Below are 24,225 nucleotides of genomic sequence, written 5' to 3'. Positions count from 1 at the left end.
ACAGTGATAATAGGGAGTGTCTGCGGTAGAAATAATCTGATGACGGGCACGGGTCATATGATTTCCTTAACATCCTTGTTTGAGGTATCAGCAGTATAGATCAGGCTTTTAGAATATGCCTGTCCCTGTTTAGCCTTGTTTAGCCGTGAATATGCAGCGGTATTAAAGACTCTGCCAAACCTGAATCAGGCCGAATAAATGCAATAAACCGATTGCCAGGCTAATCAGTGAGCTGAGGTACCAGAACTGATCACTGTTACCCGGGATTACCCTCTTTAGCAGGGGAAACGCAGCCGACCTTAGTAGATATACTGCAGTGATAGCAAATAACACTACATTAACAAATGGCAGCCTGGGGATCGCGCCGGCACCTGATAGCGCATAGAGCGACCAGATAATGAGTATTATCCCGATCAGAACTGCGACGACAAAAGGGTAACAGTTGCCCCGTGCAGCCATGTGAACCAATCGGTCTCCTGCGCCAAGTATCCGGAAACCGGGGGCACCCAGAAAAACGCAGGCAAAATGTAATAATGCCGCGCAACCGCTTGATATTGCCGCTACCATTAGCAGAACATTCGGTGAACTTTGCATAGAGAGAAATCCTTGTTGTATTTAACGTCTGCAATCCGTACAGGCCGACAGTGTAAATGAATATTCAACTGGTCAACATGGGGCCGGTATATTTTATGAGACTGAAACGAGTTATCAAATGGGCAGGCCAATTTTTTCGTTGTTTGGCAAAAAGGGATGAAATGATAGAAGAGCAGACTACCCATAGGTACAACAGAGGCGCTACTTTCTTATGTTGGTTGGGACTCTATCTTAGCATCGCGCTGGTTGCCGGTTGTGATGTTGTGAAAGTGGAGGGCCGGGGCAGTCAGCTGGCAAGCCTTCGGATTGTCGCGCTGCCTGATGCCAACCAACAATCATCCACAGCGGTGGATCTGGTTTTTATCTACAGCAGCCGTGCGGCAACATTGTTACCCCGCGATGCTGCGGAGTGGTTTGCTGCACGGAATGGCCTGAAATCGATACTTGCTCGTCAGGCTGACCTGGTTTCCCTTGAGATACCTCCAGGCGACTTTGTCGAAGCGGTTGATTTGCCTGAGAGGTATCGGTCTGCAATCGATGTTGTGATATACGCGAACTACCTGAGTAAGAAAGGGCAGCAGCGGGTGTCTGTCTCGGGTTTTCATAACCTCCAGTTGGTTTTGAAAAAAGATCATATTGAGTATCTTGAGGTGATGGAGTGAGTGGCGCTCTTTTAGTTACAGGGCAGGCTGGTGGGGTCAGCTTCTCCTCTGGCTACGATCAAAAATACCCCTGACTCTATGAACGCCAAAGGGTTATGAATGTTTTAAACCGGTTGTTAGCACTGTTATGCAGCACCCGGTCGGGAGATATTAAGAGTCCGTTTTCTGTTGCCCAAACACACGCGCAAAAAAGTGCCCAATCGTTTCATTCAGCTTCTGGTGAACCGATACCCGATCAACATTTTTGCTGTCTTCGCACAAAACCGGAACTGCGTGTTTCAGGGCGTCCGGGCAGGGGGCAATAAAGACAAAGTGACCAGCATCTTTGATCACCTCGCTAGCGGAGGTATTGCCAAGAAATTTCTCAAAATGCTGAGCGTTGTAGCGATTATCCAGCTCCTGGTCTTTTTCTGCACTAAACAAACGGACCGGAATATCGAGTTTTGCCAGCGATTGCTCAGAGAATAGAGGCCCATACGCGGGTGCAAGCAGTACGATAGCTGCTATCTGATCAATCTTTTGCTGTGACAGTTGGTCTGCGATAGTGGCAAAACGCCGTGTCGCTTCAGGTGAACATAACAGAGCATCGTTAATCTCAGCGCTGCAGTAAGCGGCTAAACCTGATGGGTCGGGCTGCACGCCGCTGGCTGCCAGCGCGGTGTAACCACCTAAGGAGTAGCCAATAACGCCGACACGATGTTGCAGAAAGCCTGCCTTAAACTGCGGATGATTTAAGAGCCGGTTGCTGATCAACCGGAGATGACGTGGTCGTACCGCTAACGGATCGAATTCTGGTTTTCCCGACTTCAGGCCCGGTATGTCAGGATGGGTTGGTGTGGCCACCACAAAACCCTGGCGCGCAAGAAACTGAGCCGTATCATTGTGCCCCAGAAAGCTCCCCGAAAAGCCATGGGAGATCAGTATCAACCCATGAGTCCTGGCGATTGGTCTGGCGCCACGGGCCACATTCAGGGTTGCCGGACCCACCGTCTCAGCCTTCGCTCTCTCCTGGGTGGGGTACCATACCGCAACGTCAATGTCGTAATCTAACACCGGGTCTGACACCTGAAGCGTGTTAAAGCCCACATTCCACTCATCGGCCTGGGCTATTCCGCCTGCGAGGGAATAAGAAAAAGTAGTGAATATTATTAAAATTCGGGCAAGTAAGCTCATTGTATTCGTCGTTTAGTCAGAAGCGAAAAGGGAGATCGCTCAAAGCAGGGAGAGACCCTGAATAGGGTAAACGCTCACCATCCATAGCGATTGATAGCGTTATTAGAGGGGAACTGGCTAAAAATAACAATAACAAATAACCAGGGGTTATTTGCAACGGTTATTGTTAATGCACAGAGGTGCTGCGGAGGCTTTGATATGGACACTAAATCAGCTCACACAAAGTATTGATTCTATTGGTCAATACCTTCTTTCTTTGGTAAATCTCTGAGTTATGGGTAACGGAATAGATTTTTATCGTGACAACTCACTGAGCATTTCACGTCGCCCTGGTTTTCATCTACTATCATTCGACCTACTGATAATGAAAGGAAAACCGATGACCAGCCGCGTATATGTGATAGCCCAGTTTAAGCCGAAACCAGGTAAAGAGTCAGAGCTGTTTGAGGTGTTAAAGGCGCTGGAGCCTGATTCCTGCCGGGAAGAGGGGTGTATTCAATATCGGCTGACGCGTCAGATTGATCATCCCAGTGCCACCCGTAATGAATACCCAATCGTTTTCAATGAGATCTGGAAGGATGCAGACGCCTGGTCGGCCCATGGACGCAGAACACAGATTCAGCATTTCTTTGAAACCCAGGTTCAGGCAGAAGCGGGGTTGGTTGAGGATGTTATTGTTACCGCTTACTCCGATGAAAGCGTCGATTACGATGCACCTGTGTTTGAGTGAGACAGATCTCTCCGGACGAGATCTCTGCCTGCCAGCGCGGTATCGCTAATGTTTAAGAACACGACCTTACAATGAATATTGCAAAATTTTCAGCGTTGACCGGGCTCTCTTCCCATACCCTGAGGTATTACGAAAAGATCGGCTTGCTGGCGAATATCTCCAGAGATGCCAGTGGGCATCGGCGCTACTCTTCGAAGGATGTCGAATGGGTCCGTTTTATCAACCGACTGAAGGACACCGGCATGCCGTTGGCGGAGATTCGTCACTATGCTGAACTGCGGGAAGCGGGCGATGCGACCTTTGACAATCGCTGTCATTTACTAGAGCGGCACCGCGATGCTCTGAAACTGCGTTTGCAAAGAGAGCAGGAGCATCTGCAGGCGCTGGATGCAAAAATAGCGTATTACCAGTCACATAAACCCTGAACGATTAGCCGCTGAAGTCTTAAAATGCTTGACTTAGAGCATGCTCTAACCTTTAGCCTTGTTCCATACACCCACACAGGAGCAATGGAAAATGGCATTAACACGGTATGAATCAGGGTTAGAAAAGCTTACCGAGATCGATGGTGACGCCGGGCAACGGGTGATTGACAGCCTGCAGTCTGTTTGCCCCGATCTGGCACGCTACACCATCGAATTTCCTTTTGGCGATATCTATCAACGCCCCGGGCTGGATCTTAAATCACGGGAGATAGGCACGGTTGCTGCACTCACTGCGCTGGGTAACTGTGCTCCGCAGTTAGCCGTTCATATTAATGGTGCACTGAATGTTGGTTGTACCGCTGAGGAGATCATTGAGGTGATACTGCAGATGGCGGTGTATGCGGGATTCCCAGCGGCTTTAAACGGCATGTTTGTCGCTAAAGAGGTGTTTCTGAGTCGGGGCCTGATTCAGGAGCCAGCAGCTAAATAGACAGTGGCAGGCCCCGTTGTATTGCCGGGGCTTCTCTTTTATCTGTATTCGGGCAGACGCTCAGCCATCTGAGTCACTCAGCTTTTATCATCGTAATGGATAATTGAGAGCAGCTTGATCGGTACCTCTAACAACTCCTCTGGCCCGTGGGGGATCTCGGCATCAAATGTCAGGCTGTCGCCGGGCTCCATATCATAGAGATGGTTACCGTGGCGGTATCGGATCTTGCCGCTCAGAAGATGGATAAACTCCTCCCCCGGGTGAGAGAAGGTTGGGAACACCTCAGACAGATCATCCATGGTGATCAGAAAGGGTTCGAAGTTTTTCTTGCCGCCCCGCTGATAGGTCAGCAGTTGATAGGTATGGCCTTTCTCGGTTCCTCTGCGAACTACTTCCAGACCTTCGCCTGCTTTGGTGAACTGTGCACCCCCTTCCGGACGGTCAAAGTCATTAAACAGTTTTGACATCGGCATCCCCAGTGCGGAGCAGAGGCGACTGAGGGTTTCAAGGCTGGTGGAGACCTGGGCATTCTCTATCTTACTGACCATCCCCTGACTGATGCCGGATATGCGCGCGACATCGGTAATCTTTAACCCCTCTTCAAGCCGGGCTTTTTTTACTTTCATACCGATATATTGATCGAGTTCGAACTTCTGACCTTTATGTTCTGCCATCTGATTGCCCTTTCTTGGGGCGCTGTGAACCAGCTTTGTGCGCCTGTCCATGCGGCCTGAGACTATTTTTGAGATCCCTTATATTCCCATAAAGAATTTTTTTTTACTAGATTCATATAAATCAATAGGTTATCCTGTGAGGAAATAAATATTCATAAAAAGAACTTTTTTGGCATACGCGTTGCTTTCTCTTTAAGCATAAAAAATTACTGTTAAGAAATATATAGATCTGCTCCTTATCAGAGCAGAGCTCAGCATCAGACGGAGGGCTACCATGCCACAGGATTCAGAAAAGTTTATTGCGGATAACGACATTAAATATGTACTGGCTCAGTTTGTTGATATCCACGGTGTAGCCAAAACCAAATCAGTGCCGGCGAACTGCCTGATGGATGTTGTTGAAACCGGTGCTGGTTTCGCTGGTTTCGCGGTATGGGGCATGGGTATGGAACCTCACGGTCCTGACTTTATGGCCCGGGGTGATCTCAACACACTGTCAATCGTCCCATGGCAACCGGGCTATGCGCGGATTGTGTGTGAGGGCTATGTTAACGGGGCACCACACCCCTATGACAGCCGGGTGGTGCTGAAGCGACAACTGAAGCTGCTGCAAGATAAGGGCTGGACGTTGAATACCGGGCTTGAGCCAGAGTTCTATCTGTTCGAACGGGACAGCAATGGCGGTCTGAAAACCGTGGATGATACCGATACCCTGGCTAAACCCTGTTATGACTATAAAGGTTTGTCCCGTTCACGGGCATTTCTGGAAACTCTGGTTGAATCCCTGCAGGCGGTTGATTTCGATGTTTATCAGATCGACCACGAAGATGCCAACGGCCAGTTTGAAATCAATTACACCTACGGCAACGCCCTTGAATCGGCGGACCGTTTCACCTTTGTACGCATGGCTGCAGGGGAGATCGCCAATGATATGGGGATGGTCTGCTCCTTTATGCCGAAGCCCGCATCGGATCGTACCGGTAACGGCATGCACTTCCACCTGTCGATCTGCGATGAAAACGGTAAAAACCTGTTTAACGATGACAGCGATGTGAATGGTATGGGGCTGTCGAAAATGGCCTATCACTTCACTGCCGGTCTGTTACATCACGCTAAGGCCCTGTGTGCTTTCGCCGCGCCAACGGTTAACTCCTACAAGCGTCTGGTGGTGGGCGGTTCTGCGTCCGGCGCAACCTGGGCGCCAGCTTATATCGCTTATGGCGATAACAATCGTTCAGCAATGGTGCGGGTGCCGTATGGCCGCCTTGAGTTTCGTCTGCCGGACTCCGGCTGTAACCCTTATCTGGTGCATGCCGCGATTATCGCTGCCGGCCTGGATGGTATCGAACGGGAACTGGACCCTGGAAAGCCTGAGAACATCAATCTCTACGCCCTGACTGAAGCACAGCGCAGGGAGAAAGGGATCGATATTCTGCCGCAGAATCTGAATGAAGCGATCACTGCCCTTGAAGCGGACACCGTTCTGACTGAGCGAATGGGGAAAGAGATTGTGGCTGAATTTATCAAAGTTAAACGCGACGAGTGGATCGACTACAGCCGGCATGTATCCGACTGGGAGATTAACCGTTACGCAGAATTCTTCTAAGCCGGAAGGCTTACATTGTCGATTTAAGAGGACATAACTATGTGTGGAATTGTTGGCCTTTATCTGAAGAACAGGGCTCTTGAAAGTCAGCTGGGTGCGCTGTTTGAGCCGATGCTGATTGCGATGACTGATCGCGGCCCTGACAGTGCAGGTTTCGCTATTTATGGCGATGAAGTTGCCGATGGCAGTATCAAACTGACCCTGCGGCATGCGGATGAAAACTATGACTGGGCCGCGTTGGCTGAAAAAGCGCAGAGCGAGCTGAATGCGGGCGTTGAGTGGTTTAAAAACAGCAAGGTTGCGGTGTTTAAACTGCAGACCAGTGCCGCTATCGCTGAAGCTTTTGTTAAAGCGACGGCGCCGGAAGTGCTGATACTCAGTGCCGGCCAGTCTATCGAAATTCTCAAAGAGGTGGGGTTGCCCGAAAATATCGCTGACACCTTTAACCTGAAAGAGATGAAGGGCAGCCATATTATCGGTCATACCCGTATGGCGACTGAATCTGCGGTCACCATGGAGGGTAGCCATCCGTTCTCTACCGGGATGGATCTCTGTCTGGTGCATAACGGGTCGCTGTCAAACCACAACCGTCTGCGTGAAGAGTTGAAGCGCGAAGGGATTGTCTTTGAAACCGAGAACGATTCTGAAGTAGCGGCCGGATATCTGACCTGGCGTTTACAGCAGGGAGATAGTCTCAATGAAGCCCTGACTAACTCGCTGAAAGATCTGGATGGTTTTTTCACCTTTACCATTGGCACCCGGGATGGCTTTGCCGTACTGCGTGATCCGATCGCCTGTAAACCGGCGGTGATGGCTGAAACCGATGACTATGTTGCCATGGCATCAGAGTATCAGGCGCTGACCACCCTGCCGGGTATCGAAAACGCCAGAATCTGGGAACCAGAGCCCGCCACTATCTATGTTTGGGAACGCAGCAGCCACTAAGGAGCGACATGATGAAAACAATCAACCTAACAGAACAGAGCGTCCGTGACCTTAATCAGGCGCTGCATGATCAGGCTATCGAGTGTACTGAGCGGGAATGGGAAGTACTGGAGCCGAAAGGGCAGCACAATATCGCCTGTGGACTGGATCAGAATATCTCGGTCGATATCAAAGGCCCGACCGGTTACTACTGCGCCGGTATGAACAAGAAAGCCCACGTGACGATCCACGGCAATGCGGGTCAGGGGGTGGCCGAAAATATGATGTCAGGCACCGTCCGGGTTAAAGGGGATGCCTCCCAGGCAGCCGGTGCGACAGCCCACGGTGGTTTGCTGGTGATTGAAGGCAATGCCGCCGCCCGTTGCGGTATCTCCATGAAAGGGGTCGATATTGTTGTTAAAGGTAACGTGGGCCACATGAGTTGCTTCATGGGGCAGGCGGGTGCGCTGGTGGTGTGCGGTGATGCCGGCGATGCTCTGGGGGATTCTCTCTATGAAACCCATATCTATGTCAAAGGTGAGGTGAAGTCGCTGGGGGCTGACTGTATTCAGAAGGAGATGCGTGAAGAACATATCGAAGAGCTGACCGAACTGCTGAATCGCGCCGGGGTGGATGAAGATCCAACCGCGTTCAAACGTTACGGCTCTGCCCGTCAGTTGTACAACTTTAAAGTGGACAACACTTCCGCTTACTAAGGCTGATTTCGAGGACAAAAAGATGAGTGAAGATATTAAAGTAAAAGATGGTCTGCGTGAGTCAGCAACGTTTGACCGTAACACGATGACCGAGATCCGTCGTGCCGCTGAAACCGGCATCTATGATATTCGTGGCTTCGGTGCCAAGCGTAAGTTGCCACATTTTGATGACCTGCTGTTCCTGGGGGCGAGTATGTCCCGCTATCCTCTGGAAGGTTACCGAGAGAAGTGTAATACCTCGGTAACGCTGGGAACCCGTTATGCCAAAAAACCGATCGTGCTGGATATCCCGGTGACGATTGCCGGTATGAGTTTTGGTGCACTGTCTGCCAACGCCAAAGAAGCCCTCGGGCGCGGAGCATCACTGATGGGCACCTCAACCACCACGGGTGACGGCGGTATGACCCCTGAAGAGCGTGGTCAGTCCAGCAAGCTGGTGTATCAGTACCTGCCATCCCGTTACGGTATGAATCCGGATGATCTGCGTAAAGCCGATGCCATCGAAGTGGTTCTGGGGCAGGGGGCCAAGCCTGGCGGTGGCGGTATGCTGCTGGGGCAGAAGATCACTGACCGGGTGGCTAAGATGCGCACCCTGCCGATGGGAGTGGATCAGCGTTCTGCCTGCCGTCACCCGGACTGGACCGGTCCCGATGATCTGGCGATTAAGATTCAGGAACTGCGTGAGATTACTGACTGGCAGGTGCCTATCTACATCAAAGTCGGTGCCACCCGGACCTACTACGATGTCAAGCTGGCGGTCAAAGCCGGTGCCGATGTGATCGTCGTCGATGGGATGCAGGGTGGTACGGCAGCCACTCAGGATGTGTTTATTGAGCACGTCGGTATTCCGACGCTGGCAGCGATTCCCCAGGCTGTCCGCGCACTGCAGGAGATGGGGATGCACCGCAAGGTTCAGCTGATCGTCTCCGGCGGTATCCGTAACGGTGCTGATGTTGCCAAGTGTATGGCGCTGGGGGCGGATGCGGTGGCGATCGGAACCGCAGCACTGATCGCGCTGGGCTGTAACCATCCGATGTATGACGAAGAGTTCAAAAAGATCGGCTCGGCGGCAGGCTTCTATGATGATTACCATGAAGGTAAAGACCCGGCAGGTATCTCCACTCAGGATCCTGAGTTGATGAAACGTCTTGACCCGGTTGATGGTGGTCGTCGCCTGGCAAACTATCTCAATGTGCTGACGCTGGAAGCCCAGACCCTGGCCCGTGCCTGCGGTAAGAATGATCTGCGTAACCTGGAACCTGAAGATCTGGTGGCCCTGACGGTGGAGTCGGCAGCGATGGCCAATGTGCCACTGGCGGGCACCAACTGGATTCCTGGAAAGGGCTACTAACAACGCGACCAGAACGGCGTTACTGAAACGCTAAACAGATAGATTCAAAGGGAACCGACACGGGACGCACCCGCATCCTGTGAACGGTCACCCTTTGCCTGAATAGATGAATAATGAACCGGAGACTATGGAGTCTGCCATCATGAGTAAGTACGAAGCAGATAATGAGATTGTATTAAAAGCCAGCTGTATTGCTGGCAGTGGCATCGTCGCAAAAGTAACCACCTTCCTGGCAGAGCGGAACTGCTATATCAGCGAATTGGCGCAGTTTGATGATGAGGACAGCGGTAACTTCTTCATGCGCGCCCGTTTCCATGTTGAGAATGGCGGCTATCAGATCACCGATCTGCAGAATGAATTCCCTGAAGTGGCGGACAGCTTTGATATGAAGTGGGAGATGGTCTCCGTTAAGTCACCGATGAAAACCCTGATTATGGTGAGTAAGTTTGACCACTGTCTCGATGATCTTCTCTATCGCCTGCACAAGGGTGAGATCAACATGGAGATCACCGCGATTGTCTCTAACCACAAAGATCTGCGGCCTATGGCGGAAAGGGAAGGAATCCGCTTTGTCCACCTGCCGGTGACGAAAGAGAATAAGCTGGAACAGGAAGCCGCTTTGATGGAGATAGTCGAAGAGACCGGCTCTGAACTGGTGGTGCTGGCGCGTTATATGCAAATCCTCAGCGACAATCTGTGTCAGCAACTGAGTGGCCGGGCGATCAATATACATCACTCATTCCTGCCCGGTTTTAAAGGGGCTAAACCGTACCATCAGGCCCACGCCCGTGGGGTGAAGCTGATCGGTGCTACCGCGCATTATGTCACCTCTGATCTGGATGAAGGCCCGATTATTGAGCAGTCGGTTCAGCCGGTGGATCACACCTTCAATGCCGATGCGCTGGTGGCCGTGGGACGGGATACCGAAACCGTCGCGCTGGCCCGGGCGGTTAAACTGCACACCGAACACCGGGTTTTCCAGGATGGTAACAAGACCGTTGTTTTTAAATAGGTGCTGACCATGACCCTTTTAATCGATGGCAAAAAGATCTCAGCGGCTGTAGTTGAGCAGCTGGCGATCGATACTAAAGCGTTTATCGCTGAGTTTGGTGTGACACCGGGGCTGGCAGTGGTACTGGTGGGAGATGACCCTGCCAGTCAGGTCTATGTGCGCAATAAAGTAAAACAGGCGACGGCGGCTGGCTTTCATTCCACTGAACATCGTCTGCCAGCGGACACCGGCCAGGCAGAGCTTAACGCACTGGTTGAACAGCTGAATAACGATCCCTCGGTTCATGGCATCCTGGTGCAGCTACCCCTGCCTGAGCAACTGAATGAACCGGAGATCATTCGTCTGATTGCGGCGGAAAAAGATGTTGATGGTTTCCATCCGCTTAATGTGGGGGCGCTGGCCTCCGGTATAGCTGAGCTGATTCCCTGCACTCCGATGGGTTGCATGATCATGTTAGAAAAGACACTGGGCGATCTGTCAGGCAAACATGCGGTGGTGGTAGGGCGCTCCAACATCGTCGGCAAGCCGATGGCTGCGCTGCTATTGCAGGCAAACTGCACAGTGACCGTGGTTCATTCCCGCTCTGCCGATATCGAAGCGATCTGCCGTCAGGCGGATATCCTGGTGGCGGCGGTCGGGCGCCCCGAGATGATCAGAGGCAGCTGGATTAAACCGGGCGCAACGGTGATCGACGTGGGTATCAACGCGGTTGAGAAAGATGGCAAGCGACGTCTGGTAGGCGATGTGGCGTTTAGTGAGGCGAGTGAAGTCGCGGGGGCGATCTCTCCGGTGCCAGGAGGTGTCGGACCGATGACGATCGCCTGTCTGATGAAAAACACCCTCACAGCGGCGCGTCAACAGATTTCTGCATGATCCCATTAACCGGTACAGAATGCGACATTGAATGGAGGAGAGGTCGATGCCTTTCTCATTACTGAAATACGGTCTGAATAAAGACTACCCATTTGAACAGAATGCAGATCTGCCAGCGCCTTCTGCGTTGAAGTCTCACTACGATGTAGTGATTATCGGTGGCGGCGGTCACGGTGTCGCCACCGCTTACTATCTGGCGAAATATCATGGTATTACCAATGTTGCCGTGCTGGAGAAAGGCTACCTTGGTGGCGGTAATACGGCCCGGAATACGGCGGTTATCCGTTCCAACTATCTCACCTCAGAAGGGGTGAAGTTCTATAGCGAATCGGTGAAGCTGTTCCAGGGCCTATCCAATGAGTTTGATTTCAACATCATGTACTCCCGCCGGGGACAGCTGACCCTGGCGCATTCGGATGCTGCGGTGCGGGGGTTCCGGCAGCGTACTGAGGTCAATAAACATTTTGGCGGGAAGACGGAGCTGATCGATCCACAACAGATCCGCGAACTGGTACCGACCCTGAACATGAACCCGGCGGATCAGCCGGTGCTGGCCGGTCTGTGGCATATCGATGGGGCCACCGCACGCCATGATGCGGTTGCATGGGGCTACGCTAAAGGCGCTACACAGCGGGGTGTTGAACTGCACCAACTGACCGAAGTGACCGGTGTCAATGTCGAGCACGGTAAAGTGACTGGCGTCGAGACCAATCGCGGCAAGATCCGCTGTGGTTGTGTGGTACAGGCTGTGGCGGGAATGAGCTCAGTGGTGGCCGCGATGGCGGGGATCCGCATGCCGATCACCACCTATCCACTTCAGGCGATGGTGACTCAGCCGGTTAAGCCGTTCCTTGATCCACTGGTCAGCTCACCGGCACTGCACTGCTATGTACAGCAGACCGGTCGTGGCGAACTGGTATTCGGCGGTGGCTCTGATCCCTATCCCCTGTATAGCACCCGTTCCACCATGGATCTGAAAGAGAGCTTGCTGGCCCATGCGGTCGAGCTGTTTCCCTTTATGGCCAATTTGCGCCTGATGCGCCAGTGGGGCGGTCTGACCGATATGACATCTGATTACAGCCCGATTATGGGGCTCAGCCCGGTAGATAACTACTATCTTGATGCCGGCTGGGGAACCTGGGGCTTTAAGTCCACACCGATCTGCGGCAAAACCATGGCCGGGCTGGTTGCCACGGGCAAAGTGCCTGAACTGATCGAGCCCTTTGCCATGTCGCGCTTTGATACATTCCGCCAGGTTAACGAGATGGGCGCTACGGCGGCCAGCCACTGAGGAATCTGCAATGAAGATTATTAATTGTCCTCTGAACGGACCCCGAAACAGCAGCGAATTTGTCCATGGTGGCGAGCTGCGTGAGATGCCAGACCCTAATAACTGCACTGACAGGGAGTGGGCCGATTATGTGTTTTACAGCGATAACCAGATTGGTGTGATCACCGAATGGTGGCTGCATGCACCGTCAGGCTATTGGTTTATCGCTGAACGGCATACCGGTAGCGATGAGATTTTGCGTACCTATGACCCTTCTGAAATCTTTACCAAACGGGTCGAGTTCAGTGCGAAAGCAGAGAGTAGTCAGTCTGAGGAGATTACCGCATGAGCAGCGAGAAGCGCCTAAAGGCCCCGATGGGGTTGCTGATCGATCGGGAGAAACCGCTGTCGTTCAGCTTTGAAGGTAAGCAGTACCGGGGTTTTGCAGGCGACAGCATTGCCAGTGCACTGCTGGCCAATCAGCAGTGGTTGATGTCCCGTTCGTTTAAATATCACCGCCCCCGTGCGCCTCTGACCATGGCCGGTCAGGATGCCAATACCTTAGTACAGCTGGGCGGTGAGCCTAATGTACTGGCCGATCGTGAGATGATTCGTGAAGGGATCACTGCCGAGGGACAAAACTATAACGGCACGCTGGAAGGCGACAAAGACGCCTATCTCGGCCACTTTGGTCGTTTTATGCCGGTGGGTTTTTACTATCGCAGTTTCTTTAAGCCGATGGGCGTGTGGGACAAATGGGAAAGTTTTATCCGTGACAAAGCGGGGCTGGGCAAACTGGATCTTTCGTTTAAACCGGAATACTACGATAAAAAATATCTGTTCACTGATGTTGTCGTGATCGGCTCTGGTCCGGCAGGTCTCAGTGCCGCACTCAAAGCCGCCGATGGCGGTGCTAATGTGTTATTGGTTGAAGAGATGCCTCTGTTAGGTGGGGCACTGACCTATAACCGCTTCGATATTGAGGGGCATAAGGCCGATACCCTGCGTCGCGAACTGATCGATAAGGTTAATGCTCACAACAACATAGAGGTGATGACCGATACGGTCTGTAACGCCTGGTTTACCGATAACTACCTGCCACTGATTAAAGGCAAACGATTTTATAAGCTGCGGGCTAAGGAGTGCATCGTTGCGTCCGGTGCCTATGAACAGCATGTGGTGTTCCGCAATAACGATCTGCCGGGCATTATGCTCTGCAGCGCGGTCACCCGGTTGATGAAACTCTATGCGGTAAAACCTGGCAGTAAAGCGGTGGTGCTGACCGGTAATGATGATGGATATCTGACGGCGCTGGAACTGCTGGAAAATGGTGTGGAGGTCGCCGCCATTGTTGATCTGCGAGCCGAGCATCCCTGGCCAGAGTTGCTGGGTAGTGTGCAGCAGAAGGGTATCCAGGTGATTCAGGGCAGTACGGTCTATGAAGCGTTGCCAACAAAAGGCAATAAACATATACGTGGCGTTGAGATCCGTACTATTGTAGCTGAGGGCCAGGTGAGTGAATCCGCGACCACGCTGGAGTGTGATCTGCTCTGTATGACCGCAGGCTATATGCCGGCGTACCAGTTGCTGTGCCAGGCGGGAGCGCAGCTCTCCTATGACGATGATGCCGCAGAGTTTACCCTGTCCGGGCTGCCGCAGGGCGTGCATATTGCCGGTTCCGTCAATGGTTTACACACTCTCGATGCGGTTCTCGCCGATGGTGCGAACGCAGCGATCCGGGCACTGCATAATCTGAAACTCAGTGAAGAGGCAGAACAGCCGGTTAGCTGTCAGGCTAAACCCAACTACAGCTGGCCGATCTTCAGCCATCCTAAGGGCAAAGATTTTGTCGATTACGATGAGGACCTGCAGGCTAAAGATATCGTTAATGCGACCCGTCTGGGGTACCGCGATGTGCAGCTGGTTAAGCGTTTTTCAACGGTAGGCATGGGGCCGTCACAGGGCCGTCACTCGGCCCTGCCAACCGCCCGGCTGGTGGCGAAATCGACCGACCGGACAGTAACGCAAACCGGTGTGACCACCGCACGTCCCCCATTTGCTCCGGAAAAGCTGGCGCATGTTGCTGGTCGGATCTTTGATCCACGGCGACACACTCCGATGCATCACCGTCATCTGGAGCTGGGGGCGAAGATGATTCCGGCGGGTAACTGGCGTCGTCCTGCCTATTATGGCGATGCGGCGCAACGGGATCGCTGGATTCGCGAAGAGGCAGAGCATGTACGTGCCAAAGTGGGTCTGATCGATGTCAGTACACTTGGCGGTATCGAGATCCGGGGAGCCGATGCGGCGGAGTTTATGAACCGGATCTACACCTTTGCATTTCTGAAACAGCCGGTGGGTAAAACCCGTTACGCAGTGCTTACCAATGAACATGGTGTCGTTATTGATGATGGTGTTGCCTGCCGTATCAGCGAGGATCATTTCTACGTGACAGCCACCACCAGTGGTGTTGAACGGGTCTACCGGGATATGACCAAGTGGAATGCACAGTGGCGTCTTGATGTCGATATTCTGCACGTTACCTCAGCGTTTGCTGCGGTCAACCTGGCCGGACCTGATGCCCGCAAGGTGCTGCAACAACTGGTGGATGATGTCGACCTCAGTACTGAAGCCTTTCCCTATCTGGCCTATCGCGAAGGCCATGTTGCAGGCATTCCTGCGCGACTGTTACGGGTCGGTTTTGTCGGCGAGCTGGGGTATGAGATCCATGTACCGACCCGCTATGGTGAAGCACTCTGGGATGCGCTGATGGATGCAGGTAAAACGTTTGATATCCGCCCATTCGGAGTTGAAACCCAGCGTCTGTTACGACTGGAGAAGGGCCATCTGATTGTCAGTCAGGATACTGATGGGATGAGTCATCCCGGCGAGCTGGATCTGACCTGGGCGGTGAACCGCAAAAAGCCCTTCTTTGTCGGTTGTCGGTCGGTTGATATTGTGATGGCGCAGCCACAAACCAGAAAGCTGGTTGGTTTTAAACTACCCCTTAACAGCACTAAACCCGAGGAGGGGCATCTGGTGCTGAAAGGGGATAAGATAGCTGGCAATGTCACTTCCTGTGAGTACTCATCAGCCAGTCAGGCGATTATCGGTCTGGCCTTTGCGGATATTGCTGACAGTGAACCGGGTTCCAGCATCAGTATTCGCGTAGAGGGTGAAGAGATTCTGGCGGACGTCGTCAAGCTGCCGTTCTATGATCCAGACAACCTGAGACAGGAGATGTGACCATGACAGTAATCAAACCTGAGCTGTTTCACAGTCGCAGTTTTATCTATCGCAAACACCGGCAGGCTGAGTTTGCCGAGGTCAACGGTGCTGCTCAGACGCTCAGCTATGCCGGGCAGGATGATCCGCTCACCGGTCTGATCGATCTTTCGGTGTTACCCCGTTTTGGGCTGCGCGGCCCGCAGGCGGGGGAGGCGCTGATCGCCGCCGGACTGTTACACCCGCAACAGCCAAACTCACTGACGGTATCTGATGATGGCGTTATGATTTTACGGCTGGGACGGACAGAGTACTGGGTGCTGGCGCTGCCCAACGCTGCTGCCGAGCGTGATCTGGACGCACTTCAGCAACAGCTCAGCGGCCCCGGAATCTATCCGGTCTATTGTCACGACAGTTATACCTGGCTGGCGCTGGCGGGTGAGAATCTGGCGGATATTATGGCGAAGGTCTGCGCGGTTGATCTGCGCGAGGACAGCTTTGCTCCCGGCGATCTGGTGATGACTTCGCTGGCCCGGGTGGGCGGTATTATCTGTCATCATCAGATGGCAGGTAAACCGGTGTTCTCCATCTTCAGTGACAGTGCATCAGCGGGATACCTCTGGGACGCGCTGCTGGATGCCATGGCTGAGTTTGAGGGCGCTCCGGCAGGCCAGAATTTTCTCCTGAGCAGTCAATAACAAGCTCAATCTTTACCGTTTCCATCACCCAAAAACCGGCTGGCATCTCCTCCGATGCCAGCGGTTTTTTTATATCCCGCCATTTTTTCGCCTGGCAACCGTTTCTATCGTCAGACTTTAAGGTAAAGTTAGCGCTTTCACAGGGGTTAACAGGGTGCGAGACGTTTATGCAGCAAACCGATATTCAGGCCGCCGCTCAGGCACTGCTAACCCGGCGTCTTAATCGGCAGATTACCGGTCCGTTACCTGCGGAACAGCGTCCCGTAACAGTCGAGCAGGCGTTGGCGATTCAGCAATCACTGATGCAACAGATGGCGTTAGCCGGGCAGGGGGTCGGTGGCTGGAAATGTGCACTGCCTATCGCCATTGACGGGCTGGAAAATGTCCCGGTGATCGCGCCGATTTTCAGCAGCAGTATTTACACCGGTTCACCCTGTCCGATTCAGCTGGATCAGGGGGTGTGCAAAATTGAACCGGAGATCGGTTTTCGTTTCGGGCGTGATCTGCCGCACCGACAGGAACCCTATGGTAAACAGGAGATACTGGACGCATTGTCTGGCGCGCATCTGGCACTGGAGCTGATTCTGAGTCGTTATGCTCAGCCCGATTCGATCAGCTATCTCGAACATCTGGCTGACTGTCTGTTTAATCAGGGCTTGTTTGTCGGCCCGCAAATCAGCGTTGCGCAGGCGCTGACTGCCTCTGAGATAAGTTTTGTTTTAACGCAGGGGATTGTCGACTCAGAATCCCGGATGGAGGGCAAACATCCTTCAGGCTATCCTCAAACACCGCTTTTCTGGCTGGTTAACTGTCTCTCCCAGCAGGGTATCGATATCAAGGCCGGTCAGGTGGTGATTACCAGTTCCTATGCCGGGGTTATTGAGGTAGCGCCTGAGATTGATTTTACCTTAGAGTATGAAAAATATGGGGAAATTTCGTTGCGCTTTAAGATAAACTAGTCGTGTATACGAGTAAAAAAACAGAAAAGGGGTGTGGCTATGGGGATTCTGTCCTGGATTATCTTGGGTTTAATCGCAGGTGTACTGGCAAAGTGGATTATGCCGGGTAAGGATGGTGGCGGTTTTATCATCACTACTCTGCTAGGTATCGCCGGTGCTTTTGTTGGTGGTTTTCTCGGCAATCTGATAGGCTTCGGCACCCTGGATGGCCTTAGCCTTGGCAGCATAGCAACAGCAACCGTTGGTGCCTTTATTCTGCTGTTTGTTTATAAAAAACTGAAGTAAACCTCAGCTTCCCGGAGTCGGTCAAGTCTTCAACTTCTGGAGACAGATGGGACCTGTCGGGGCTCTAGTGAGCGGTATATTCGTCACCAGTTCATTCGTCCGCAGTGCTTTCCTGATCATTGTTTTCGAAGCCTGTCGTCTGCATGAATTTCAGCAGTTCCGGTAAACACCTGAACTGCTTAAGATCCTCAGTCAGATGTGACACTTCCGCTGTGATCTCATCAGCGCTCATCTTCGCGGCCTCCCCCTCCAACTGACGGGCCCGTTCAACGATACGGGTTGCTCCAACATTAGCGGAGATGCCTTTTAAGCTGTGTGCTGCACTGATCAACGCTGCTGTATCGCCAGATTCTGCCGCATTCTGAAGCGTCTTCAGAATCTGAGGGGCGGATTTCAGATAGATCTCAATAATACGTTGTAACAGCGTTTGTTTCTGATTCAGTTGTTGCAATGCCTTGTGCTTGTTCCAGAGTGGCGAGTGGACTTGTGAATCGTCACTCTGCGTGAGCGGTTCTGCGCTATTGACCGGGGCAGGGGCTTCAATAACATGGGGTAGCCACTGACACAGCAGCTGTTTTAGTGCCTCCGGTTCAAAAGGCTTACTCAGATAGTCATTCATGCCCGCTTGCAGGCACTTCTCTTTCTCGCCCTGCAGGGCCGCGGCGGTTAAGGCGATGATCGGGACATTCTTATAGATCGGGCCAGCCTCCCCGGCACGGATTTTCCGGGTCGCCTCATAACCATCCATCACCGGCATCTGACAATCCATGATAATAGCGAGCACGGTATCATCGGTCTGCTGGCGGAGGATATCAATAGCCTCCTGGCCGTTCTGTGCATGCAGTACATGGGCATGATAGTCTTCCAGCAGCCCCTGAAGTACTTCACGATTGATCCGGTGGTCATCGACGACCAGCAGATTACGGTTATGGAAGTTGAGCTTTGGTGTATCTGAAACTGGCGGCTCTCCTTCGGCATGTTTTCGGTCGATTTTTAATGCTTCAAGGGCGGCTGACAGATTGACCAGTGTCGCCGGTGAGTCAATTAACACGGTATCTGGATCCAGAACGGCCGGATCGATCAGATCCGGGGCATGCCAGTTATCGATGATCATCACCTGCGCTGATGGGTTGCTCTGCTGCAGGTAATGCTCAATACCGGGCTTCAGCCGGATGTAATTGACTGAATCGACAACCAGCAGGTCGTAGGTGGGTGACTGGTATATATTATGAAACTGATCAGCATCCGACAGCGTCACACGCGCTCCCCAACTGTGAAAAATTTTTGTCAGGTTGGCTGATGTGCTGGGTTGCGTTGCATCTATCCATACACCCTGGCCGCCCAGGTCCGGTTTAAATGCAGGGGCTGCTTCGGTGGTCGCTGGATTGAGGGGGATGGTGAAGGAAAAGGTGCTGCCATACCCTTTTTCGCTGACGACTCTGATCGAGCCACCCATGAGTTGACAGAGTTGTTTGCAGATCGTCAGGCCCAGCCCGCTGCCACCATATTGCCGGGAAGTTCCAATCTCTTCCTGGGAGAAGGAGGTAAAGATCCCGGATAGTTTCTCCGAGCTAATACCGATGCCGGTGTCTTGTACTGAACAGCTAAGCCAGAGCGTTTTGTCATCCTTCATATAGGTGGCTGCTTTGAGGCAGATCTGTCCTGTCATGGTAAACTTGACGGCGTTACTGAGCAGGTTATTGAGAACCTGGCGTATCCGGTTTGAATCTCCATTGACCCAGACGGTGTCGACATCCACCAGATGAGCGATCATCTCAATATCTTTGCTGTAGGCGACAGACGAAATCGACTGGACACAGGCGTGCAGCAGTCTGTGAAGATCAAAGTCAATAAACTCAAGTTCCAGTTTATCGGCCTCAATTTTAGAAAAATCCAGAATATCGTTGATCAGCAGGGTCAGTGATTTAACGCTGCTCTCTGCCAACTCCAACTGTTGTTGCTGGCGACGGCTGAGAGGCCCTTTACGGAGTAATCCCAGCATGCCAAAAATGCCATTCATTGGCGTTCTGATCTCATGGCTCATATTGGCCAGGAAGCGGCTTTTTAGTTCGGTGGCTGCCCGGGCTTCACGGACGGCGTCCTGCAGTTCACGGGTGCGTGCTTCAACCTGTTGTTCCAGCGCCTCATTGTGCTTAAGCTGCAGGGCCTGTGCCTGTTTAAGCGCTGTAATATCGTGAATGATCACAGCGGCTGTGGCTGTGTGCTGGGTATCACGATTATCTTTAATCGCCGAAAGCGTCATCTCCACATGACGAACCTGTCCTTCACGGTTTTTTATCTGAACCTCGTTCGTGCGTATTCTGCCATCGTCAATGACGTCCTGCACCGATAACAGACATTGGCTGCTCGCATCAGTATCCGCTATAACATGACATATATTGAGGCTGAGCAGTGCCGCAGCGTTGTAGCCCAACAGCCGCTCAGCTGCCGGGTTCCAGTCTTTCACGCAGGCGTTCCTGTCGACGGTAATGATCGCTTCTGAAGACCCCAGCACAATTGCGCGGAAATTACTTTGGGTTTTCAGTAGCTCTCTGCGGGCCGAGAGTGCTTTCTGGTAAAGAAAAACCACGCTCAGGGCGATCGTGAATATGATCAACAGGCCGGCAAATGTTGCCAGGAAATGTTTAAGTATCTGCGCTTGTATAGCGTTTTCTGTCAGTGTCTTTATTACGGTGAACTGTCTTGGCTCGTTGCTGCTGCCCAGGTTAATCTGGCTGGCGATATAGTTCAGCGTATCGCCATCAGGAGTACTAATCTGTTGCCAGCGTTGTGATCCGCTAACCGGCTCTGTCTGCCCTGAATAGTCTGGCCAGGTGACGGGGTTACCCCGTTCAAAAGCAAAGGCGATATCCGGATCGGGATGTAATAGAAAATCACCACGGTCATTGAGTAAAAACACACCACCTGCATGGTGCATGTTGTTCAATCTCTGCAGCAATGGCCCGGCGTTGTAATTGATAATGACAAAGCCAAACAGCGCGTGGTCTGCATCGTATATTCTGACCGCCAGACGGTAGGTAGGCCATTCCGGCAGTTCGATCTTGCCAAACTCACGGTTAAATTCAATATCACTTAAATAGACCGACTCATCAACTGAGTTTGTTATCTCCTTAAAATAGGCTGAATCACCTTTAGACTGGAGTTGTTGCTCGGTAATGATACTGAGTTGCCCCTGACGGCGGTCAACCCGGATCAGTTCGCGTCCGTTATTGGCGATACCGATGAAGCGGAGTTGGCGAATCTCGGGAGTCGTTTTCACAAACGCCAGAAACGACTGTTGCAGATGTGACTTCCATTGGTTCAGGCTGAGTGCTTCGATGGAATCAGAGGTGTTGGTGTGAGTCAGTTTTTGGGCAATCGCCTCAATGGCGGGGAGTTGGGCAATAAACTGAATCTGCTTGCGCTGAGTATCCAGCTGATCATTCAGATAACGCTCAATCTGTTTCAGAGCCTGACTCTGATTTTGTAGCAGATCGTCTCTGATACTGGTTCGCGCCTGATAATAGATTACTGCTGAGAGGGTCAGAAATAAGATAACGGCAACCGCCACTCCCAGATAAAACTGTCGTAATTTGAATGCCGATTGCATAAAACTCTCCCTGAGTCTGTCTGCCCGGTACTGCAGGGTGTTCGAGATAGATAACACAATAGTTGATAAAAACTGCAAGCATTAAAATTGCTTCCGATCGCTGCTGGCATAACCTTAATAAACTCATAAGCTTATCGGCAATACCCGGCGATGAGCTGAATTAGAAACCTCCTGATCAAAACTATTTAATTACACTCTTATTGTTACTAATTTTGGTGTGTGACTGTTTGTGCGTCAATTGCTTGTTTATAAAATTTCAATACTATCAATATATTACTTACTTTTTGCATGGTCTTTTAGGCTTGTTTCATAACCTGAGTGTAGAGTTTGTATAGTAGTGGAATGTTAAAGATTGTCTATAATTGAATCAGAACCTAAGTCCTGGAAGCTGGTAGTTGCAACAGGCTGTTTCACCTCCCCTGACGCGGGGTACCCCTAACCTAGATGAGTATGGGAATAATGAGAATGGATACTCAGGCACCACTAACAGTTTTATTAGTCGATGATGATGAAGCTACCCGTCTTTTGTTAGCAGACGCCGTCAGTGGTATGGCGGAGATTATTGAAGCGGATTGTGGTGAAACTGCGCTTCGGCAGGCTCGCTCATATCGTCCGGACCTCATCCTGCTCGATATCAGTATGCCGGATTTAAGCGGTATCGAGGTGTGCGAAATTCTCAAAGCCGATCCTGAATTTGAACATCCGGTTGTTATCTTTATTACAGCCAATGAAAGCGAAGTGATCGAAACACAGGCGTTGGGGGCCGGGGGCGTTGATTATCTGACTAAACCGATCAATGTTAAAAACTGTCGTCTGAAAGTAAAAAATCACCTGCAGCAATCTGCCCAGGTGAAGCAGGTTAAACTCGAACACCAGGCATTAACATCGATGATTAGCAGTTTGCCTGTGCAGGTCACTTACTGGACCCGGGATTGGGTTAATAAATACAGTAATGACCCTGAGGGTGCATGGTTTGGTCATTCAGCTATGGAGATGGCCGGTCGGTCGATTGATGATCTGTTACCTCCCCGCTTAGCCCGGCTGTTAAGGCGGTTCGCAACACAAAAAGCCGGTTCAGCCCCCCAGATCAGTTATTTGCATAACGGTAGTGAACGACACCTTCAGGTGAACTTTGTTAATACAACTCCGGTGACAGGAATTCAGGGTTATCTGCTGACACTTATAGATATCACCTCGCTGAAAAGAACTGAGCGCGAGCTGCGACTGCAAAATGAAAACTATAATGTCACCCTTAATGTAATTGGCGATGGTGTTATCTCGATTAATACCGACGGCCGGGTTACCTATATGAATCCGATTGCTGAACGTTTAACCGGAATTTCATCCGTAGCCGCATACGGTCTCCCCATTGAAGAGGTCTTTGTTTTACACAATGGATTAACCGGTGACCGTATTGATAGTCCAGAACTTCTGGCACTGGAGAATCTGTGTGTTAACTACCTTTCCTCTAACAGCCAGTTAGCCGGTCACGATGGTAACGTCTATCCCATCGAAGGATCTGCCGCCACCGTTACCGATACCGATGGTAGAATCACCGGAGCGGTGATTGTGTTCCGGGATCTCAGTGATACGGTGGCGATCTCGGATAAGATGGATTATCTGGCATACCATGATCAGTTGACCGGATTACCTAACCGGGTTCAGTTACAACAAAGGCTTGAGGATGCCATTGCATTTGCACAAGCCTCGGGTTTGAAAACAGCTTTAATACTGATCGATCTGGATAACTTTAAATACATCAATGATTCGTTGGGCTATACCCAGGGGAACAGCCTGATTAAACAGGTGGCTGACCGGCTTAAAAAACTGAATGAGTCCCGTGCGACGCTGTCCCGAATCGGTGGTGACGAGTTTGCGATGGTTATCCCGTACATTGATGATATAAGTCAGGTCGAACGGATGGCGGTCAATATTCATAAACAGATGGAAACACCTTTTAAGCTGACCGAGGGTGAGTGTGGACTGTCGGTGAGTATGGGCATCAGTATTGCGGCTGAGGATACGACTGATGAAGAAGATCTGATGCGACTGGCCGATGTGGCGATGTATCGGGCCAAGTACGAGGGCCGGGGGCGCCACTGCTTTTTTTCCAATCAGTTGGAAGAAGCCTTGCTCTCCAGGCATGCGATCGAGCAGCTAATCCGCACAACTGTTAAGAATCAGAGTTTTGAAGTGCATTACCAGGCTAAGTTCTCCCTTTGGGAATACCGGATTGTGGGTGTAGAAGCCCTGGTAAGAATGCGGGACTCAAGTGGACGGCTGATCCCGCCCTGTGAATTTATTCCGGTAGCGGAAGAGTTAAACCTGATTGAGCAACTGGGTGAACAGGTGCTGAAAACAGCGTGTTCCGATGCGGACAAATGGCTTCCAGATCACCCTGAAGTTCCTGTGGCGGTGAATGTTTCTGCCTCTCAGCTGAAGCGGACAGACTTTGTTGACAGGGTTATGGCTATACTAGGCCAGAGTAGTTTGCCGCCTGAAATGCTCGAGCTGGAAGTGACCGAAAGCGCTCTGATGCAAAATATTGAGACCGCCCAGCAGATTATCGAAGCGTTGCATAACCAGGGGATTGTCATTGCGCTGGATGACTTTGGTACGGGTTATTCCAGCCTGACCTATCTGCAGCGGTTCAATATTGATGTTCTGAAGATTGATCAGTCCTTTATTCAGAGAATGGGGGATAATAATGACAGCCTGGCGATAGTGAAAAATGTTATCTCACTGGGGAAATCACTTAACTTGCGTGTATGCCCTGAGGGAATAGAAACTCAGGATCAGCTGAAAGAGTTGATTCGGCTGGGTTGTGAGATGGGGCAGGGATATCTCTTCTGCCGGCCAATACCTATTGATGAATTTATCCGCTTTATGGATGATGTGAAAAATTATAGCGAGAGTGCTGGCAATCTCTATTTTATATAGTTGTTAGT

At 51.6% G+C, this 24,225-nt stretch carries 20 protein-coding genes; 17 read left to right on the top strand and 3 right to left on the bottom strand.

The features are described 5' to 3' along the window. The first annotated feature begins 755 nt into the window (after positions 1–755). Positions 756–1,256: a hypothetical protein gene (locus tag JW499_RS11005; RefSeq protein WP_205210645.1), complete on the top strand. Its 501-nt coding sequence runs from the start codon at positions 756–758 to the stop codon at positions 1,254–1,256. A 150-nt stretch (positions 1,257–1,406) separates the two neighbouring features. On the opposite strand, the gene JW499_RS11000 is transcribed toward JW499_RS11005, so the two are convergent. Beyond that, positions 1,407–2,309: an alpha/beta hydrolase family protein gene (locus JW499_RS11000; protein ID WP_205210644.1), complete on the bottom strand. Its 903-nt coding sequence runs from the start codon at positions 2,307–2,309 to the stop codon at positions 1,407–1,409. A 499-nt stretch (positions 2,310–2,808) separates the two neighbouring features. Between JW499_RS11000 and JW499_RS10995 the strand changes: the two genes are divergently transcribed. From JW499_RS10995 to JW499_RS10985, 3 genes are all read left to right on the top strand, one after another. Continuing rightward, on the top strand, positions 2,809–3,159 hold the full coding sequence (locus JW499_RS10995; protein ID WP_205210643.1) for a putative quinol monooxygenase: 351 nt from the start codon (positions 2,809–2,811) through the stop codon (positions 3,157–3,159). Positions 3,160–3,230: 71 nt separating this feature from the next. Next, the gene (locus JW499_RS10990; protein ID WP_205210642.1) at positions 3,231–3,584 is read left to right on the top strand and encodes a MerR family transcriptional regulator; all 354 of its coding nucleotides are present in this window, start codon (positions 3,231–3,233) and stop codon (positions 3,582–3,584) included. A gap of 91 nt (positions 3,585–3,675) precedes the next feature. Next, positions 3,676–4,074 (top strand): carboxymuconolactone decarboxylase family protein, encoded by a 399-nt coding sequence (locus JW499_RS10985; protein WP_205210641.1) that lies wholly within the window; start codon positions 3,676–3,678, stop codon positions 4,072–4,074. A gap of 77 nt (positions 4,075–4,151) precedes the next feature. Here JW499_RS10985 and JW499_RS10980 read toward each other — a convergent pair whose 3' ends face one another. Further along, positions 4,152–4,748, bottom strand: coding sequence for a helix-turn-helix domain-containing protein (locus JW499_RS10980; protein WP_205210640.1), 597 nt, complete (start codon positions 4,746–4,748; stop codon positions 4,152–4,154). Between the two features lie 274 nt (positions 4,749–5,022). Here JW499_RS10980 and glnT point away from each other — a divergent pair, with 274 nt between their 5' ends. The 12 genes from glnT (at position 5,023) to JW499_RS10920 (ending at position 17,667) form a co-directional block, all read left to right on the top strand. Beyond that, positions 5,023–6,354: a type III glutamate--ammonia ligase gene (glnT, locus tag JW499_RS10975; RefSeq protein ID WP_205210639.1), complete on the top strand. Its 1,332-nt coding sequence runs from the start codon at positions 5,023–5,025 to the stop codon at positions 6,352–6,354. A 39-nt stretch (positions 6,355–6,393) separates the two neighbouring features. Continuing rightward, a complete protein-coding gene (locus JW499_RS10970; RefSeq protein WP_205210638.1) occupies positions 6,394–7,299 on the top strand; it encodes a class II glutamine amidotransferase in 906 nt (301 codons plus the stop codon). Positions 7,300–7,310: 11 nt separating this feature from the next. Continuing rightward, on the top strand, positions 7,311–7,994 hold the full coding sequence (locus tag JW499_RS10965; RefSeq protein WP_205210637.1) for a GltB/FmdC/FwdC-like GXGXG domain-containing protein: 684 nt from the start codon (positions 7,311–7,313) through the stop codon (positions 7,992–7,994). Between the two features lie 22 nt (positions 7,995–8,016). Then, positions 8,017–9,345 carry an FMN-binding glutamate synthase family protein gene (locus JW499_RS10960; protein ID WP_205210636.1) on the top strand — a complete coding sequence of 443 codons (1,329 nt, stop codon included), beginning with the start codon at positions 8,017–8,019 and terminating at the stop codon, positions 9,343–9,345. A gap of 142 nt (positions 9,346–9,487) precedes the next feature. Beyond that, positions 9,488–10,357, top strand: coding sequence for a formyltetrahydrofolate deformylase (gene purU, locus JW499_RS10955; RefSeq protein ID WP_205210635.1), 870 nt, complete (start codon positions 9,488–9,490; stop codon positions 10,355–10,357). A gap of 9 nt (positions 10,358–10,366) precedes the next feature. Further along, positions 10,367–11,230 (top strand): bifunctional methylenetetrahydrofolate dehydrogenase/methenyltetrahydrofolate cyclohydrolase FolD, encoded by an 864-nt coding sequence (gene folD, locus JW499_RS10950; protein ID WP_205210634.1) that lies wholly within the window; start codon positions 10,367–10,369, stop codon positions 11,228–11,230. 46 nt (positions 11,231–11,276) lie between these two features. Next, entirely contained in the window at positions 11,277–12,521 is a 1,245-nt protein-coding gene (locus tag JW499_RS10945) for an FAD-dependent oxidoreductase (protein WP_205210633.1), read from the top strand. A 10-nt stretch (positions 12,522–12,531) separates the two neighbouring features. Further along, positions 12,532–12,849 carry a sarcosine oxidase subunit delta gene (locus JW499_RS10940; RefSeq protein WP_205210632.1) on the top strand — a complete coding sequence of 106 codons (318 nt, stop codon included), beginning with the start codon at positions 12,532–12,534 and terminating at the stop codon, positions 12,847–12,849. Beyond that, complete coding sequence (locus JW499_RS22660) at positions 12,846–15,746, top strand: 2Fe-2S iron-sulfur cluster-binding protein (protein ID WP_205210631.1); 2,901 nt, start codon at positions 12,846–12,848, stop codon at positions 15,744–15,746. The genes JW499_RS10940 and JW499_RS22660 overlap by 4 nt, the downstream gene beginning before the upstream one ends. A 2-nt stretch (positions 15,747–15,748) precedes the next feature. Further along, the gene (locus JW499_RS10930) at positions 15,749–16,423 is read left to right on the top strand and encodes a sarcosine oxidase subunit gamma (protein ID WP_205210630.1); all 675 of its coding nucleotides are present in this window, start codon (positions 15,749–15,751) and stop codon (positions 16,421–16,423) included. Positions 16,424–16,590: 167 nt separating this feature from the next. Further along, the gene (locus JW499_RS10925) at positions 16,591–17,382 is read left to right on the top strand and encodes a 2-keto-4-pentenoate hydratase (protein WP_205210629.1); all 792 of its coding nucleotides are present in this window, start codon (positions 16,591–16,593) and stop codon (positions 17,380–17,382) included. A 39-nt stretch (positions 17,383–17,421) separates the two neighbouring features. Then, positions 17,422–17,667 (top strand): GlsB/YeaQ/YmgE family stress response membrane protein, encoded by a 246-nt coding sequence (locus JW499_RS10920; protein WP_091353642.1) that lies wholly within the window; start codon positions 17,422–17,424, stop codon positions 17,665–17,667. Positions 17,668–17,758: 91 nt separating this feature from the next. Here the strand turns inward: JW499_RS10920 and JW499_RS10915 are convergent, their stop codons facing one another. Beyond that, a complete protein-coding gene (locus JW499_RS10915) occupies positions 17,759–21,277 on the bottom strand; it encodes an ATP-binding protein (protein ID WP_205210628.1) in 3,519 nt (1,172 codons plus the stop codon). A gap of 444 nt (positions 21,278–21,721) precedes the next feature. Here JW499_RS10915 and JW499_RS10910 point away from each other — a divergent pair, with 444 nt between their 5' ends. Then, entirely contained in the window at positions 21,722–24,217 is a 2,496-nt protein-coding gene (locus JW499_RS10910) for an EAL domain-containing protein (protein WP_205210627.1), read from the top strand. Positions 24,218–24,225 lie beyond the last annotated feature (8 nt).

Origin of the sequence: Amphritea pacifica, assembly GCF_016924145.1 — a bacterium.
GTDB classification, from domain to species: Bacteria; Pseudomonadota; Gammaproteobacteria; order Pseudomonadales; family Balneatricaceae; genus Amphritea; species Amphritea pacifica.
The sequence above is the reverse complement of the archived record's forward strand: the minus strand, read 5'-3'. Positions and strand labels throughout refer to the sequence as shown.